The following is a 14,528-nucleotide window of genomic DNA, read 5'->3' as shown; positions in this document are numbered from 1 at the left end:
CGCAGCCGCGCATGCCGCGCGTCGAGGACTTCCCGCCGGTCGTTCAGGCCGAGCTCGAGGCGGCGCGGCCGCGCCACCACGGCGAGCACGAGGAGCGCGGGCCGATGGGGCTGCTCAAGCGGCTGACCACCGGGCTGTCGCGGCGCGAGGAGGAGCACGAGGCGCAGGCGAGCGCGCCGCGCGAGCCGAAGCTGCGGCAGCCGGCGCCCGAGGCGCGCCGCGCCGTCGGCTCGGACAGCCAGCTCTACGCGCCGCGCCGCGGCCAGCTCGACCAGCACGGCCGGCTTGCGCCGCAGACGGCGAATCCCTCCGAGGAGGACCAGCTCGAGATTCCCGCCTTCCTGCGCAGGCAGGCCAACTGAGCGGGTCACGAAACATGTCGGATTGTAATGGACGGGTCGCGACGGCCCGTCCATTCGCATGGGAAACAGTAGTGAAATCAACAGGTTGTGGATGATGACGGCGGCCGGGGTGTCGTAACACGGAGAAAGAAACCGTGATTTGGACTCTCCCGCGCGCGCCGTTATCTTCCTGATCAAAATCGAGGCGGGTGGCCAGTCGCCGCGCGGGGGTAAGCCGGTCTGGCCTCGTCGATTGCCGCACATGGCGCTGCGGGGTGCGCCGAGCGGGACGGGACGGGCACATTTGGGGGTCGAGTTGCACGAATATCAAAATACGCTCGGGTCGCGCGTGACCTTGTCGGGCATTGGCGTGCACAGCGGCAAACCGGTCACCATCCATTTCCATCCGGCCGATTCGGACACCGGCATCGTCTTCCAGCGCGTCGACCGCACGGGCGGGCGCGAGATCCGGGCGCTGGTCTCGGAGATCGGCGGCACGGATCTGTGCACCGCGCTGGGCGATCCGGCCGGCGACCACGTCGCCACCGTCGAGCATCTGATGGCGACGCTGTCGGCGCTCGGCGTCGACAACGTGGCGATCGAGGTCGACGGCAACGAAGTGCCGATCATGGACGGCAGCGCGGCCGCCTTCGTCGAGGCGATCGACCAGGTGGGCATCCAGCGGCTCGACACCAAGCGGCGCTACATCCGCGTGCTCAAGCCGGTGCGCATCGAGAACCGCGGCTCGTGGGCCGAGTTCCGGCCGCACGACGGCACGCGCTTCGAGGTGGAGATCGACTTCGACAGCCCGGCGATCGGCCGCCAGCACTATGCTGCGGACGTCGATGCCGACGTCTTCCGCCGCGACATCGCGCGGGCGCGCACCTTCGGCTTCATGCGCGACGTGGAGCACCTGTGGGCGGCCGGCTACGCGCTCGGCTCGTCGCTGGAAAACTCGGTGGTGATCGGCGAGGGCGATTCGGTCATCAACATGGAAGGCCTGCGCTACGACAACGAGTTCGTGCGCCACAAGATGCTCGACGCGATGGGCGACCTGGCGCTGGCCGGCGCGCGCTTCATCGGCTGCTTCCGCTCCTATCGCGGCGGCCACCGGCTCAACGCCGCCGCGCTGCGCGGCCTGTTGTCGGACCGCTCGGCCTTCGAGATCGTCGAGACCACCCACCGTGAGCGCGGCCGCGTGGCCGAGATGGTGGCGGTCAACGCCGCGGTCTACGCTCCCTGGATGATCTGACGCCGCCGCGCGTGCGGCCGGACGCCGGCACAGCCGCTGCGCCGGGCGCCGCCACAAAAATGCGCCAATGGGCGGCGATGACGTTGCCCGTTCGGGGCATTTCGATTTATGACAGCGGCCTGCGTTGATCGGGCCGAGAGGGCGGAAGCGAGCATGGATCACAGACGAGCGCGCGGACACGGCCGCAGGGCCGGCATCGTTGCGATCGCCGCGCTGTCGCTGGCGCTGGCGGCCTGCGCATCGGACGACGACATCGACCTCGCCACCTATGTGGAGCAGACCGAGGAGGCCGACGTCCTCTACAACCAGGGCCTCGCCAACCTCGATGCCGGGCGCATGAAGGAGGCGATCGCCAAGTTCGAGGCGCTCGACCGGCAGCATCCCTATTCGGAGTTCGCCCGCAAGGCGATGGTGATGAGCACCTTCGCCAACTACCGCCAGGGCAACTACGAGGACGCGATCAACTCCGGCAAGCGCTACGTCTCGCTCTATCCGACGACCGAGGACGCCGCCTACGCGCAGTATCTCGTCGGCCTCAGCTACTTCCGCCAGGTGCGCGACGTGACGCGCGACCAGAAGGAGGCGCGCCGCACCATCGAGGCGATGGAGGAGGTCGTCCAGCGCTGGCCCGAATCGGAGTATGTCGAGGACGCCAACGCCAAGATCCGCTTCGCCCGCGACCAGCTCGCCGGCAAGGAGATGCAGATCGGCCGCTACTACCTCGAGCGCCGCGAGTACATCGCCGCCATCAAGCGCTTCCGCAACGTGGTGGAGTTCTACTCCAACACCCGCCACATCGAGGAGGCGCTGGCGCGGCTGACCGAATCCTACATGGCCATGGGGCTCGAATCGGAGGCGCAGACGGCGACCGCCGTGCTCGGCCACAACTTCCCCGACAGCCAGTGGTACAAGGATTCCTACGCCCTGCTGCAGTCGGGCGGGCTCGAGCCGCGCGAGAATCCGGGGTCGTGGATTTCGAAGGCCGGTGCGCTGATCCTCGGCACCTGACACGCGTCACGGCCCATGCTCACGCACCTGTCGATCCGCGACATCGTGCTGATAGACCGGCTCGACATCGATTTCACGGCAGGCCTTTCGGTGCTGACCGGCGAGACCGGCGCCGGCAAGTCGATCCTGCTCGACGCGCTGTCGCTGGCGCTCGGCGCGCGCGGCGACGCGTCCCTGGTGCGCCACGGCGCCAGCCAGGGACAGGTGATCGCCGTGTTCGATCTGCCGCCCAACCATCCCGCACGCGCGCTGCTCGTCGACAACGCCATCGACGAGGAGGGCGACGTCATCCTGCGGCGCACCCAGTCGGCCGACGGGCGCACCCGCGTCTTCATCAACGACCAGCCGGCCAGCGTGGCGCTGATGCGCTCGCTCGGCCGTGCGCTGGTCGAGATCCACGGCCAGCACGACGAGCGCGCGCTGGTCGACGCGGCCATGCACCGCGACCTGCTCGACGCCTTCGGCGGGCTGGCCGGGCTCGCCGGCGAGGTGGCCGGGCTGTGGCGCGACTGGCGGCGCGCCGAGCAGGCGCTGTCGCGCCACCGCGCCGCCATGGAGGCGGCCGCGCGCGAGGCCGACTATCTGCGCGCCTCGGTCGAGGAGCTGACCGCGCTCGAGCCGATGCCCGACGAGGAGACGGCGCTCGCCGAGGAGCGCGCCGCGCTGATGCGCGCGGAGAAGACCGCCGGCGAGATCGCCGACGCGCAGGAGGTGCTGTCGGGCAACGGCTCGCCGGTGCCGCAGCTCTCAAGCCTGCTGCGGCGCCTGCAGCGCAAGGCGGCCGAGGCGCCGGGGCTGCTCGATCCCATCATCGCGCCGCTCGACGAGGCGCTGCTGTCGCTCGACGCCGCGCAGGAGGCGGCCGAGGCGGCGATGCGCGCGGCCGAGTTCGACCCGCAGCGGCTGGAGCGCGCCGAGGAGCGGCTGTTCGCGCTGCGCGCGGCGGCGCGCAAGCACAACGTGGCCGTCGACGCGCTGGCCGAGCTGCGCGACCGCATGGCGACCGAGCTGGCCGATCTCGATGCCGGCGAGGAGCGCGTGGCGGCGCTGGCCGGCCAGGCGGCGGCCGCGCGGTCGGCCTACGACGCGGCCGCGCTCAGGCTGTCGGAAGGCCGCCACGCCACCGCCGAGACGCTGGCGCGCGCGGTGATGGCCGAGCTGCCGGCGCTCAAGCTCGAGCGCGCCCGCTTCCTGGTGGAGATCGCCAGCGAGCCGGAGGACCGCGCCGCCGAGGGCGTCGACACGGTGGAGTTCTGGGTGCAGACCAATCCCGGCACGCGTGCCGGGCCGATGATGAAGGTCGCTTCGGGCGGCGAGCTGTCGCGCTTCCTGCTCGCCCTCAAGGTGGTGCTGGCCGACCGCGGCTCGGCCCCGACGCTGGTCTTCGACGAGATCGACACCGGCGTCGGCGGCGCGGTGGCCGACGCCATCGGCCAGCGGCTCGGCCGGCTGGCCGAGCGCATCCAGGTGCTGTCGGTGACGCACGCGCCGCAGGTCGCCGCGCGCGCCGGCTGCCACTATCTGATCTCCAAGAGCGGCGGCAGCGACCGCGTGTCGACCGGCGTCAGCCGCATCGAGGAGGACGAGCGCCAGGAGGAGATCGCCCGCATGCTGGCCGGTGCCACCATCACCGATGAGGCGCGTGCGGCGGCCCGCCGGCTGCTCGGCGAGACCCGGGCGGTGGCGTCTTGAGGCGCGGCCGGATGCCCGCGCGCCGCGCCGGCCTCGTGTGCCGCGCCGTTTCGCCGGAGCCGGAGCGATGACCGATACCGCAAAGCCCGTCGACGCGCTCAGCCCGGCCGAGGCGGAGGCCGAGCTCGCCCGGCTTGCCGCCGAGATCGCCGAGCACGACCGGCGCTACCATGGCGAGGACGCGCCGACCATCAGCGACGCGGCCTACGACGCGCTGCAGCGTCGCAACCTGGCGATCGAGCAGCGCTTTCCCGACCTGGTGCGCGCCGATTCGCCGTCGCGCCGCATCGGTGCGCCGGTGTCGGAGAAGTTCGACAAGGTGCGCCACCGCGTGCCGATGCTGTCGCTCGACAATGCCTTCGACGCGCAGGAGGTGATCGACTTCGTCGGCCGCATCCGCCGCTTCCTCAAGCTCGATCCGCAGGCGCCGGTGGCGATGACCGCCGAGCCGAAGATCGACGGCCTGTCGCTGTCGCTGCGCTACGAGGACGGACGGCTGGTCCAGGCCGCCACGCGCGGCGACGGCGCGGTCGGCGAGAACGTCACCGCCAACGCGCGCTCGGTCGCCGACATTCCCAACGTGCTGACCGGCGACGCGCCGCAGGTGCTGGAGGTGCGCGGCGAGGTCTACATGACGCATGCCGACTTCCTGGCGCTCAACGCGCGGCAGGAGGCGGCCGGCAAGCCGACCTACGTCAACCCGCGCAACACGGCGGCCGGCTCGCTGCGCCAGCTCGACCCGGCGGTGACGGCGGCGCGACCGCTCAAGTTCTTCGCCTATGCCTGGGGCGAGGTCAGCGCGCTGCCGGCCGACACGCAGATGGGCATGGTCGCCGCGCTGGCCGGCTACGGCTTTCCCACCAACCCGCTGATGAGGCGCTGCGAGAGCGCCGAGGCGCTGCTCGCCCATTATGCGGCGATCGAGACCGAGCGTGGCCGGCTCGCCTACGACATCGACGGGGTCGTCTACAAGGTCGACGACCTGGCGCTGCAGGAGCGGCTCGGCTACGTCTCGCGCAGCCCGCGCTGGGCGATCGCGCACAAGTTTCCCGCCGAGAAGGCGACGACGGTGCTGACCGGCATCGACATCCAGGTCGGCCGCACCGGGGCGCTGACGCCGGTGGCGCGGCTCGAGCCGGTGACGGTCGGCGGCGTGGTCGTCACCAACGCGACGCTGCACAACGCCGAGGAGATCGAGCGGCTCGGCGTGATGATCGGCGACACGGTGACCGTGCAGCGCGCCGGCGACGTGATCCCGCAGATCCTCGGCGTGGTCGCCGAGCGCCGGCCGGCCGATGCCGCGCCGTTCCGCTTTCCCGAGACCTGTCCGTGCGAGCTCGCGACGCCGGTGGTGCGCGAGGAGACGGCCGGCGGCGCGGCCGGCGTGGTGCGGCGCTGCTCGGGCGAGTTCGCCTGTCCGTTCCAGCGCATCGAGCACCTGCGCCTGTTCGTGTCGCGCCGCGCCTTCGACATCGAGGGGCTGGGCGACAAGCAGATCGAGTTCTTCTTCCGCGATCCCGACCTGCCGGTCAAAGGCCCCGGCGACATCTTCACGCTGGCCGCGCGCGACGCCGGCAACGTCAAGAAGCTGAAGGACAAGGAGGGCTGGGGCAGCGTCTCGGCGGCCAATTTGTTCGCCGCCATCGAGGCGCGCCGCAGCATCCCGCTGCACCGCATGATCTATGCGCTCGGCATCCGCCATGTCGGCGAGCGTACGGCGCTGACACTGGCGCGCGCCTATGGCACGTGGCAGGATTTTCACGACGCGGCGCTGGCCGTGGCCGGCGGCGAGCAGACGGTGCGCGAGGAGATGGATGCGCTGGAGGACATCGGCGACGCGGTGATCGAATCGCTGGCGCGCTATTTCGGCGAGCCGCACAACCGGAAGCTGGTGGAGGAACTGGCCGAGCAGGTCACCGTTCTCGACCAGGAGAAACCGGCCGGCGATTCGCCGGTCGCCGGCAAGACGGTGGTCTTCACCGGCGCGCTGGAGCAGATGTCGCGCGACGAGGCCAAGGCGATGGCCGAGAAGCTCGGCGCCAAGGTGGCCGGCTCGGTGTCGGCCAGGACCGATCTGGTCGTCGCCGGTCCCGGCGCCGGCTCCAAGCTGAAGAAGGCGCAGGAGCTCGGCATCGAGGTGATCGACGAGGCGGCATGGTTTGCGCGTGTGGCCGGCACGTGATGAGGTGCGCGGGGGAGGCGCCATGAAGCTTACCGAGGAGGACCGCGAGGCGGTCGAGGCCTACCGGCGCAGCCGCGGCAGCGGGCCGTTCCTGGCGGCCGATGCCGTGGTCGTGTCGAGCGACGGCGCGGTCCTGCTGGTGCGCCGCGCGCGGCCGCCCGGCCGCGGCCTGCTTGCCTTGCCCGGCGGCTTCGTCGTCGCCGACGAGACCTTCCTGCAGGCCGCGCTGCGCGAGCTCGTCGAGGAGACCGGCCTCGACGTGACGCTCGGCGCCGGCGGCACCGCCGAGCCCGACGTCACGGTGGTGCGCGACCAGCCCGACCGCGATCCGCGGGCGCGCATCGTCTCGGTGGCGCATCTCTTCCGGCTCGGGCGGGCGGCCGGCGACGTGCCGGTGCGCGGCGGCGGCGACGCCGCCGAGGCGAGCTGGGTGCCGCTCGACGCGCTGCGCGGGCCGGACGCCTTCTTCGCCGACCATCACGGCATCCTCGCCGCCTTCGGCCTGACGCGCGACGCGCCCTAGAGCCGTTCTGCGTTTCACGGAATCGCAGATCGGCTCTAACTCATTGTTTTCAAGCGTTTCCGAACGGCGAACCGGTTTCCACTTCGCCTGGAAACGCTATAGGCGCCGGCCGCGCGGCGATGGATCAACGGCCTTGGCGGCTTGGCTCAACGGAATTGATGTGACAGGTCAGCTTTCCTGACCTATTTTCGGGGGATGATCCGGCGGCCCGCGAGGCCGCGCGAGACCGGCACGCGTGCAGGCGTGCGACAACGAAGGGCGGCGCCGCGCGACGCGGCGAGCGCATCTCGCCGGCACGGCGAAGGCATGACGGCGCACACCGAGGCGAAGGCGAGCATCGGCAGCGAACTGGCGGCGGGCGCGCGCACCGGCTTCCCGGTGATGGTGGCGGCCGCCCCGTTCGGCATCCTGTTCGGCACGCTGGCGGTGGAGAACGGCTTCAGCGTCTTCCAGGTGGTGCTGATGAGCGCGACGGTCTATGCCGGCGCCAGCCAGATGGTCGGGCTCGACCTGTTCGGCCAGGCGGTGGCGCCGTGGCTGATCGTGCTGTCGATCTTCGCCGTCAACTTCCGCCACGTGCTCTACTCGGCCGCCGTGGGGCGCCGCGTGCGCCACTGGTCGGCGCTGCAGAAGGCGGTCGGCTTCTTCTTCCTGGTCGATCCGCAATACGCCGAATCGGAGCGCCGGGCGCTGTCGGGCACGCCGCTCGGCTTCGGCTGGTACATGGCCATGGCGATGACCATCTACGTGTTCTGGATCGTCAATTCCGCGCTCGGCGCGCTGTTCGGCCGGCTGATTCCCGACACCGACGCGCTGGGCCTCGACTTCCTGCTGCCGATCTACTTCCTCGGCCTCGTGATGGGCTTCCGCCGGCGGCCGCTGTTCCTGCCGGTGGTCGTGGCGAGCGCGCTGGTCTCGGTCGCCGCGTTCGAGCTCGTCGGCTCGCCCTGGCACGTGTCGATCGGCGCGCTGGCCGGCATCGCCGTCGCCGCGCTGGCGCCGGTGCCGAAGGACGGGGACGCGCGATGAGCGCGGTGACGGCGACCATCCTGGCCGGCGCGGTGCTGACCTACCTGGCGCGCGCCGGCGGCCACCTCGTGCTGTCGCGCTTCTCGCGCATCCATCCGCGCGTCGAGGCGGGGCTCAACGCGGTGCCGGCGGCGGTGCTGACGACGCTGGTGGCGCCGGCCGCCTACACCGGCGGGCCGGCCGAGATCGCGGCGCTGGCGGTCGCCGGCGTGGTGGCGCTCGGCGGCGGCATGATGCCGATGTTCCTGACCGGCGCGGCGGTGCTCATCCTGTTGCGCCACCTGATCGGCTGATCCCTCACAGCGGCGCGCAGGCGGCCTCCAGCCAGGCCCTGACGGCATCGTCGAGCTGCGGCCCGATCTCGGCCAGGACGCGCGCGTGATAGGCGTCGAGCCAGGCCCGCTCGCCGGGCGCCAGCAGGTCGACGTCGATCAGCCGGCGGTCGAACGGCGCCAGCGTCAGCGTCTCGAAGGCGTGCATCGGCAGGTCGCCGCCCGGCACCGGCTCCTCCGGCCGCACCACGATCAGGTTTTCCAGCCGGATGCCGTAGTGGCCCTCGCGGTAGTAGCCGGGCTCGTTGGACAGGATCATGCCGGGCAGAAGCGGCTCGCTGCCGGTGCGCGCGATGCGCTGCGGACCCTCGTGCACCGACAGGTAGGCGCCGACGCCGTGGCCGGTGCCGTGGCCGTAGTCGAGGCCGGCGCGCCAGTGGTTCTGGCGCGCGATCGGGTCGAGGTCCATGCCGCGCGTGCCGGGCGGGAAGCGCATCTGCGAAAGCCCGATCAGCCCCTTGAGCACGATCGTGTAGTGGCGCCGCATCTCGCCCGTCGGCGCGCCGACCGGCACGGTGCGGGTGACGTCGGTGGTGCCGTCCTCGTACTGGGCGCCCGAATCGACCAGGAACAGCTCGCCCGCCGCGAGCGTCCGGTTGGTCGTCTCGCTCACCCGGTAGTGGATGATCGCGCCGTGCGGCCCGGAACCGGAGATCGTGTCGAAGGCGACGTCGCGCAGCGGCATCTGCGCCGCCTTGCCGACCTCGGCGCGCAGCGCCTCGAGCCGGGTGACGGCGGCGATCTCGTCGGTCGTGCCGGGCGGCTGGGCGTCGAGCCAGCACAGGAAGCGGGCAAGGGCGACGCCGTCGCGCCGGTGCGCGTCGCGCGCGCCGGCGAGCTCGGCCGCGTTCTTCGTGGCGCGCGGCAGCCGGGCGGGATCGGGCAGCGGGACGACCGTGCCGCCGGTCGCCTCGACCACCAGCCGGAGCCGCTCGGCCGCCAGGTCGGGGTCGAGGCCGACACGGCCGCCGCCGGCCGCCAGCGCGGCCAGCGCGTCCTCCAGTTCCGCGCGCGGCCGGACCTCGGCGAGCGGCGCGAGATGGGCCTCGACCTCGGCGCCGAGCGCGCGCGGCTCGAGATAGAGCGCGTGGCGGCCTTCCGCGCGGATCAGCGCGAAGCCGAGCAGCAGCGGCGTGTGCGGCACGTCGGCGCCGCGCAGGTTGAAGGTCCAGGCGAGCGAGGCGGGATCGGTGAGCACCGTGCAGGCGAGCGTCTCGCGTTGCAGAAGCGCCTGCATGGCGGCGAGCTTCTCGTCGGCCGGCTGGCCGGCGTGGCGCGGCGGGTGCACGCGCGCCGTCGCGGCCGGCGGCGCCGGCTGGTCGTCCCAGATCAGGTCGACCGGATTGGTGTCGAGCGCCACCAGCGTGCCCTGCGCCCTGTCCAGCGCGGCGCGCAGCCGGCCGGCCTCGGCGACCGTGTGCAGCCACGGGTCGAAGCCGATGCGCGCGCCGGGCGCGGCGTTCTCGGCCAGCCAGACGCGCGGCGGCTTGTCGATCAGGCTCTCGACGGAAAACACGGCGGGATCGGTCTGCTGGCGCGCCTGCAGCGTGTAGCGGCCGTCGACGAACAGATGGGCGCCGTCGGCCAGCACCAGCGCCACGCCGGCCGAGCCGGAAAAGCCGGTCAGCCAGCGCAGCCGCTCGGCGCGCGCCGGCACGTACTCGCCCTGGTGCTCGTCGGCGCGCGGCACGAGAAAGCCGTCAAGCCCCTCGGCGGCGAGCCAGGCGCGCAGCCGGGCGATGCGCGGCGCGGCCTGGGCCGGCTCGGAGGGGGTGTCGAACGACTGGAACATGAAGCGACCTCGCTAGGCGTGATGGGCGGCGAGCCCCGGTCTAGACCATGACGGCGAGGCGCGGGAAGCGGTTTTCCGACGCGGCCACGGCCCGTCCGGCCGATCCGCCCGCGCGGACGCGCAGCCGGTCGCGCGCCCGGCCGCGGCAGGCGCTCGCGCATCGCTGGGGCGAGGCAGCGGATTTTGCGCTGCAATATCGGCAAGAAGCCCGGAGTTCCGGGATTTCGTAGCGTTTCTTCGCACATGCAAAATCGAATAGGTGCCATGCACAATCGTCTCTGGCTGAATGGGTCAACCGTGCTTACCTTTCAGCCCATGGAAGCACGGGCTTCCACAAGGACAGGAGAGATTTCCATGGCACACAAGGGACGCGGCTTCTTCCGCGGCGCCGTCGACACCCTGGTCGCCGCCCGCCAGCGGCAGGTCAGCCGCTACGTCAACGGCGCGCTTCTCATGCTCGACGACGAGACGCTGAAGGCGCACGGCTACAACCGCGACGAGCTCAAGAAGCGCGGTGCGGTGCACTACATGTTCTAAGCTGCCTTGCGGCAGCCGGCTCCGCGCCTGCGGGCGCCGGGCAAAACGGGCGGTTCCTCCGGGGCCGCCCTTTTTCGTGGCCGCACGCCGCCTCAGCGGCGCAGCAGCACCGTCGCCCAGCCGTCGCGTGCGATGGTGCGCACGTGGCGCAGGCCCTGGCCGACATAGGCGGCGCGCACGGCCGGCTGCTGGCGCGCAAGCAGGCCCGACAGGATGACGGCGCCGCCCGGCGCGGTGTGGCGGGCAAGCGCCGGGGCGAGGCGCATCAGCGGTCCGGCCAGGATGTTGGCGACGACGAGGTCGAAAGGGCCGCGCGCGGCGAACAGGCGGTGGTGGAAGCCGGTCGCCGTCGCCGTCTCGACGAGGCCTGCGGCGCGGTTCGCCCGCACATTGGCGCGCGCCACGGCGGTCGCCACAGGATCGATGTCGGTGGCCAGCACCGGGATGCGGGCGAGGCGGGCGACGGCGATGGCGAGCACGCCGCTGCCGGTGCCCAGGTCGAGCGCGTTGGCCGGGCGCCCGGCGCGCAGCACGGCCTGGATCGCCTCCAGGCAGCCCGCCGTGGTGCCGTGATGGCCGGTGCCGAAGGCGAGCCCGGCCTCGATCTCGATGGCGACGTCGCCGGGCCGGCGGCGGTGGCGCTCGTGCGCGCCGTGCACCAGCACGCGGCCGGCGCGCACCGCGCTCAGCCCTTCCAGGGATCGCGCCACCCAGTCGATGTCGGGCACCGGCTCGCACGCAAAACCGGGCAGGCCGGCCGCCGCGTCGGCGGCGAGCAGCGCGTCGAGCCGGGCGGCGACGGCGTCGGCCTCGGCCGCCGGCGCGTAGAGCGAGACCTCCTTGAGGCCGCGCTCCTCGTCGACCTCGGTGAGCGCGATCGGCAGGCCGTCGTCCTCGAAGGCGGCCTCGAGCCGGTCGGACAGGGCGCGCGCGCGCGCGCCCGGCGCGGTCAGGAAGAAGCGGGTCTGGGCCATGCGGCGCCCGGCGCTCAGCCGCCGGCCGCCAGCCGCTCGAGCTTGGCCAGCGCGGTCTCGGCGTTCTCGCCATAGGCGATGGTGCCGGCAAAGGCGCCGCGCGCGTCGAGCAGCAGCACCGAGGCCGTGTGGTCCATCGTGTAGTCGCCGTCCTCGAGCTCGACCTTGCGCGCATAGATGCCGAAGGCCTTGGCCATCTCGGCGATCTCCGCGGGCGAGCCGGTGATGCCGGTGATGCGCTCGGAGACGTTGGAGATGTAGGCGTCCATCACCTCGGGCGTGTCGCGCTCGGGATCGACGGAGACGAAATAGGCCTGGATCGCCTCGCCCTCGGGGCCGAGCTGGCGCAGCCAGCCGTCGAGCTCGTAGAGCGTCGTCGGGCAGACCTCGGGGCAGTGCGTGAAGCCGAAGAACAGCGCCGTGGGCCGGCCGCGCAGGGCCGCCTCGGTGATCGGCGCGCCGGTCTGGTCGACCAGCGCGAAGGGGCCGCCATAGGGCTCGACCGAATTGCGGTCGCGGTACCACTCGAAGGTGAGCAGGCCGACGCCGGCCGCCATCAGCACCAGGATACCGATCAGGATCGTTCGCATCATCGTTCGCACCGGGATTGGCTGTGGCCGTCCGTCCTCAGAAGCACCAGGCGAGCTTGCCGCCGGCCGCCAGCGCCGCGAGCATGCGCGGACCGAGGTCGAGCCAGGCGGCGAAGGCGAGGCCGAGAAGCGCCGCGCCGCCGAGGCTGGCGAGCGCGATCGCGGCCGGGCGCGTGAGACGGACGGATGTCATGGCCGGACCATAAGCCTTCCGCCGCCGGCTTCACAGGGGCAAACTGCCGCAAGCGCCGCGGCGGTCAGCGCCGCTGCGGCTTGCGCTCGGCGTTGCGCCACCCCAAATGGCGCAACACGTTCGATCGTCCGCGAAAGGCCCGCCATGAAACCGCTCGTTCCCGCCCTTGCCCTGGCCGCCACGCTCGCCGCCGCGCCGCTCGCAGCCGAGGAGGTCGGCGAGGTCGGCGTCGACTGGCTCGGCAACGACATCATCATCGAGGCGATCGCCGACCCGCAGGTCGAGGGCGTGACCTGCCATGTCGCCTATTTCGAGCGCGGGCTGGTCGACCGGCTGCAGAAGGGCAACTGGTTCGAGGACCCGTCCAACTCGTCGATCGCCTGCCGCCAGACCGGGCCGATCCGCATCGGCGACATCGACCTCAGCGCCGACGGCGAGGAGGTCTTCAAGCAGGGCATCAGCCTGATCTGGAAGAAGCAGGTGGTGAACCGCATCTACGACCGGCAGAACCGCACGCTGGTCTACCTGTCGCATTCGCGCCAGGTGCAGGACGGCTCGGCCAAGATGGCGATCTCCACCGTGCCGCTCTACGGCCAGGAGGTGGTCTGGGAGAACGGCGAACCGCAATAGTGGACGACGCCCGCTTCACCGATCCGGCGCCGCGCATCCACCCGAGCGCGGAGCTCAAGGGCTGCCGGCTCGGCCGCTATGCCGCGGTCGGCCCGCGCTGTCTGCTGCGCGACGTCGAGCTCGGCGCCTTCTCCTATGTCGAGCGCGGCGGCGAGGCGATCTATGCCACGATCGGCCGCTTCTGCTCGATCGCCGCCAACACGCGGCTCAACGCGCTGGAGCACCCGCTGGAGCGGGTCACCACGCACAAGCTCAGCTACCGGCCGAACGAGTATTTCCGCTATCTCGGCGTCGACGGCGATTTCCGCGACCGGCGGCGCGGCAAGCCGGTCAGGCTCGGCCACGACGTGTGGGTCGGCCACGGCGCCGTCGTCATGCCCGGCGTGACGATCGGCCACGGCGCGGTGATCGGCGCCAACGCGGTGGTGACGCGCGACGTCGCGCCCTATGCCATCGTCGCCGGCGCGCCGGCGCGGCTCCTGCGGCCGCGCTTTGCCGGGCCGGTCGCCGAGCGGCTGATGGCGCTCGCCTGGTGGGACTGGCCGGACGACTGGCTGTTCGAGGCGGTGCCCGACATGCAGCGGCTGGCGCCGGAGGCCTTTCTCGACAAGTGGGAGGCGCGCGGCGCACCGCCGGCCGCTTGAGCCCGCTCAACGCGCCGGCCGCCGCGCCGTGCCCCACTCGCGCGGGTTCAACCAGGGGAGGACGCCATGAGCGGCCTTTTCAGCATCGGCATCTTCTTTGCCGGACTTGGCATCATGTTCATCGGCCTGGGTGTCCTGTGGTGGGTGTCGCTGCAGGACCGGGCGGACAAGCGCCGCAACGACGGCTGAGACGTGCCGCCGCCGGCGCCGCCGCGGCCTGAGAGATCGATTCAGGCCGGTCCGGCAAGGCCTTGTCGCGGCTGCGGTTTGTGGCCGCGCGCGGCGCCGGCGCGCGGCCGGCGCAGGCCTAAAGGTCGAGCTTGCCGTGCGCGCCGACGTCCGGCGTCTCGCCGGTCAGCGTGCCCTTGACCATCTCCCAGCCGGCCTTCAGCCGGTTGTCGGAATTGTCCCAGTACTCGGCGATCTCCGGCTCCATGATGAGCGCCACCGCCTCGCTCTTGCCGTCCTCGAACCACGGCGCGGCGGCGGCCGACCACAGGTCGTCGACCACGGCGGGATCGTCCGACAGGCGCACGCGGCCGGAGACCGAGATGAAGGTGTCGTCGTCGTCGGAGAACACCGCGTTGGCCTGCGGCTCGTCGCGAACCTCGTCGATCTTGTGCGTCTTCTTCGAGGTCAGGAAGCGCAGCGTGCCGTCGCGCTCCTCGAATTTCGGCGCCATCGGCCGCGAGCGCAGGTGCGGGCCGTCGCGCGTGACCAGCATGCAGGTGTCGAAATCCTTCAGGTCCTTGCGGAATTCCTCGGTGGTCTTGCGTTCCATGTCGTCGCTCCGTTCGTTGGCGGCCGGG

Annotated in this window: 16 protein-coding genes and 1 pseudogene; 12 read left to right on the top strand and 5 right to left on the bottom strand. The window is 71.9% G+C overall.

Features of this window, described 5'->3' with window-relative positions; translation table 11 throughout:
• The 8 genes and pseudogenes from N1F89_RS15085 to N1F89_RS15050 all read left to right on the top strand — a co-directional run.
• Positions 1 to 362 (top strand): annotated as a pseudogene (locus N1F89_RS15085) (cell division protein FtsZ); the annotation flags it as partial.
• 283 nt (positions 363 to 645) lie between these two features.
• Positions 646 to 1,593: a UDP-3-O-acyl-N-acetylglucosamine deacetylase gene (gene lpxC, locus N1F89_RS15080; RefSeq protein WP_290085022.1), complete on the top strand. Its 948-nt coding sequence runs from the start codon at positions 646 to 648 to the stop codon at positions 1,591 to 1,593.
• 153 nt (positions 1,594 to 1,746) lie between these two features.
• Positions 1,747 to 2,601 (top strand): outer membrane protein assembly factor BamD, encoded by an 855-nt coding sequence (locus tag N1F89_RS15075; RefSeq protein WP_290085021.1) that lies wholly within the window; start codon positions 1,747 to 1,749, stop codon positions 2,599 to 2,601.
• Between the two features lie 15 nt (positions 2,602 to 2,616).
• Positions 2,617 to 4,293 (top strand): DNA repair protein RecN, encoded by a 1,677-nt coding sequence (gene recN, locus N1F89_RS15070; RefSeq protein WP_290085020.1) that lies wholly within the window; start codon positions 2,617 to 2,619, stop codon positions 4,291 to 4,293.
• 67 nt (positions 4,294 to 4,360) lie between these two features.
• The gene (gene ligA, locus N1F89_RS15065) at positions 4,361 to 6,475 is read left to right on the top strand and encodes an NAD-dependent DNA ligase LigA (protein WP_290085019.1); all 2,115 of its coding nucleotides are present in this window, start codon (positions 4,361 to 4,363) and stop codon (positions 6,473 to 6,475) included.
• 22 nt (positions 6,476 to 6,497) lie between these two features.
• Positions 6,498 to 6,998, top strand: coding sequence for an NUDIX domain-containing protein (locus tag N1F89_RS15060; protein WP_290085018.1), 501 nt, complete (start codon positions 6,498 to 6,500; stop codon positions 6,996 to 6,998).
• Between the two features lie 381 nt (positions 6,999 to 7,379).
• A complete protein-coding gene (locus N1F89_RS15055) occupies positions 7,380 to 8,027 on the top strand; it encodes an AzlC family ABC transporter permease (RefSeq protein WP_290085024.1) in 648 nt (215 codons plus the stop codon).
• The gene (locus tag N1F89_RS15050) at positions 8,024 to 8,320 is read left to right on the top strand and encodes an AzlD domain-containing protein (RefSeq protein ID WP_290085017.1); all 297 of its coding nucleotides are present in this window, start codon (positions 8,024 to 8,026) and stop codon (positions 8,318 to 8,320) included. The genes N1F89_RS15055 and N1F89_RS15050 overlap by 4 nt, the downstream gene beginning before the upstream one ends.
• A gap of 4 nt (positions 8,321 to 8,324) precedes the next feature.
• On the opposite strand, the gene N1F89_RS15045 is transcribed toward N1F89_RS15050, so the two are convergent.
• A complete protein-coding gene (locus N1F89_RS15045) occupies positions 8,325 to 10,151 on the bottom strand; it encodes an aminopeptidase P family protein (protein ID WP_290085016.1) in 1,827 nt (608 codons plus the stop codon).
• Between the two features lie 354 nt (positions 10,152 to 10,505).
• Between N1F89_RS15045 and N1F89_RS15040 the strand changes: the two genes are divergently transcribed.
• The gene (locus N1F89_RS15040) at positions 10,506 to 10,688 is read left to right on the top strand and encodes a hypothetical protein (protein ID WP_290085015.1); all 183 of its coding nucleotides are present in this window, start codon (positions 10,506 to 10,508) and stop codon (positions 10,686 to 10,688) included.
• Between the two features lie 92 nt (positions 10,689 to 10,780).
• On the opposite strand, the gene N1F89_RS15035 is transcribed toward N1F89_RS15040, so the two are convergent.
• Genes N1F89_RS15035 through N1F89_RS15025 form a run of 3 tightly spaced genes read right to left on the bottom strand, consistent with a single transcriptional unit; the run spans position 10,781 to position 12,445 of the window.
• Complete coding sequence (locus N1F89_RS15035; RefSeq protein WP_290085014.1) at positions 10,781 to 11,662, bottom strand: 50S ribosomal protein L11 methyltransferase; 882 nt, start codon at positions 11,660 to 11,662, stop codon at positions 10,781 to 10,783.
• Between the two features lie 14 nt (positions 11,663 to 11,676).
• Entirely contained in the window at positions 11,677 to 12,255 is a 579-nt protein-coding gene (locus N1F89_RS15030) for an SCO family protein (protein ID WP_290085013.1), read from the bottom strand.
• A 34-nt stretch (positions 12,256 to 12,289) separates the two neighbouring features.
• On the bottom strand, positions 12,290 to 12,445 hold the full coding sequence (locus tag N1F89_RS15025) for a hypothetical protein (RefSeq protein ID WP_290085012.1): 156 nt from the start codon (positions 12,443 to 12,445) through the stop codon (positions 12,290 to 12,292).
• A gap of 144 nt (positions 12,446 to 12,589) precedes the next feature.
• Between N1F89_RS15025 and N1F89_RS15020 the strand changes: the two genes are divergently transcribed.
• From N1F89_RS15020 to N1F89_RS15010, 3 genes are all read left to right on the top strand, one after another.
• Positions 12,590 to 13,075, top strand: a complete 486-nt coding sequence (locus N1F89_RS15020) for a CreA family protein (RefSeq protein ID WP_290085011.1) — start codon at positions 12,590 to 12,592, stop codon at positions 13,073 to 13,075.
• Positions 13,075 to 13,719 (top strand): DapH/DapD/GlmU-related protein, encoded by a 645-nt coding sequence (locus tag N1F89_RS15015; RefSeq protein WP_290085010.1) that lies wholly within the window; start codon positions 13,075 to 13,077, stop codon positions 13,717 to 13,719. The genes N1F89_RS15020 and N1F89_RS15015 overlap by 1 nt, the downstream gene beginning before the upstream one ends.
• Positions 13,720 to 13,785: 66 nt before the next feature.
• Positions 13,786 to 13,908, top strand: coding sequence for a hypothetical protein (locus tag N1F89_RS15010; protein ID WP_290085009.1), 123 nt, complete (start codon positions 13,786 to 13,788; stop codon positions 13,906 to 13,908).
• A gap of 118 nt (positions 13,909 to 14,026) precedes the next feature.
• On the opposite strand, the gene N1F89_RS15005 is transcribed toward N1F89_RS15010, so the two are convergent.
• On the bottom strand, positions 14,027 to 14,500 hold the full coding sequence (locus N1F89_RS15005) for a pyridoxamine 5'-phosphate oxidase family protein (protein WP_290085008.1): 474 nt from the start codon (positions 14,498 to 14,500) through the stop codon (positions 14,027 to 14,029).
• Positions 14,501 to 14,528: the final 28 nt, after the last annotated feature.

This window comes from Aquibium sp. A9E412 (assembly GCF_030398335.1).
Taxonomy (GTDB): Bacteria; Pseudomonadota; Alphaproteobacteria; order Rhizobiales; family Rhizobiaceae; genus A9E412.
This window is presented reverse-complemented; position numbering and strand designations above follow the sequence as displayed.

Coding starts and splice junctions, on each gene's coding strand:
- N1F89_RS15020 (WP_290085011.1), top strand. CDS start 12,590: ATGAAACCGCTCGTTCCCGCCCTTGCCCTGGCCGCCACGCTCGCCGCC.
- N1F89_RS15010 (WP_290085009.1), top strand. CDS start 13,786: ATGAGCGGCCTTTTCAGCATCGGCATCTTCTTTGCCGGACTTGGCATC.
- N1F89_RS15005 (WP_290085008.1), bottom strand. CDS start 14,500: ATGGAACGCAAGACCACCGAGGAATTCCGCAAGGACCTGAAGGATTTC.
- N1F89_RS15050 (WP_290085017.1), top strand. CDS start 8,024: ATGAGCGCGGTGACGGCGACCATCCTGGCCGGCGCGGTGCTGACCTAC.
- N1F89_RS15040 (WP_290085015.1), top strand. CDS start 10,506: ATGGCACACAAGGGACGCGGCTTCTTCCGCGGCGCCGTCGACACCCTG.
- N1F89_RS15035 (WP_290085014.1), bottom strand. CDS start 11,662: ATGGCCCAGACCCGCTTCTTCCTGACCGCGCCGGGCGCGCGCGCGCGC.
- ligA (WP_290085019.1), top strand. CDS start 4,361: ATGACCGATACCGCAAAGCCCGTCGACGCGCTCAGCCCGGCCGAGGCG.
- N1F89_RS15055 (WP_290085024.1), top strand. CDS start 7,380: ATGGTGGCGGCCGCCCCGTTCGGCATCCTGTTCGGCACGCTGGCGGTG.
- N1F89_RS15045 (WP_290085016.1), bottom strand. CDS start 10,151: ATGTTCCAGTCGTTCGACACCCCCTCCGAGCCGGCCCAGGCCGCGCCG.
- recN (WP_290085020.1), top strand. CDS start 2,617: ATGCTCACGCACCTGTCGATCCGCGACATCGTGCTGATAGACCGGCTC.
- N1F89_RS15060 (WP_290085018.1), top strand. CDS start 6,498: ATGAAGCTTACCGAGGAGGACCGCGAGGCGGTCGAGGCCTACCGGCGC.
- N1F89_RS15030 (WP_290085013.1), bottom strand. CDS start 12,255: ATGATGCGAACGATCCTGATCGGTATCCTGGTGCTGATGGCGGCCGGC.
- N1F89_RS15075 (WP_290085021.1), top strand. CDS start 1,747: ATGGATCACAGACGAGCGCGCGGACACGGCCGCAGGGCCGGCATCGTT.
- N1F89_RS15025 (WP_290085012.1), bottom strand. CDS start 12,445: ATGACATCCGTCCGTCTCACGCGCCCGGCCGCGATCGCGCTCGCCAGC.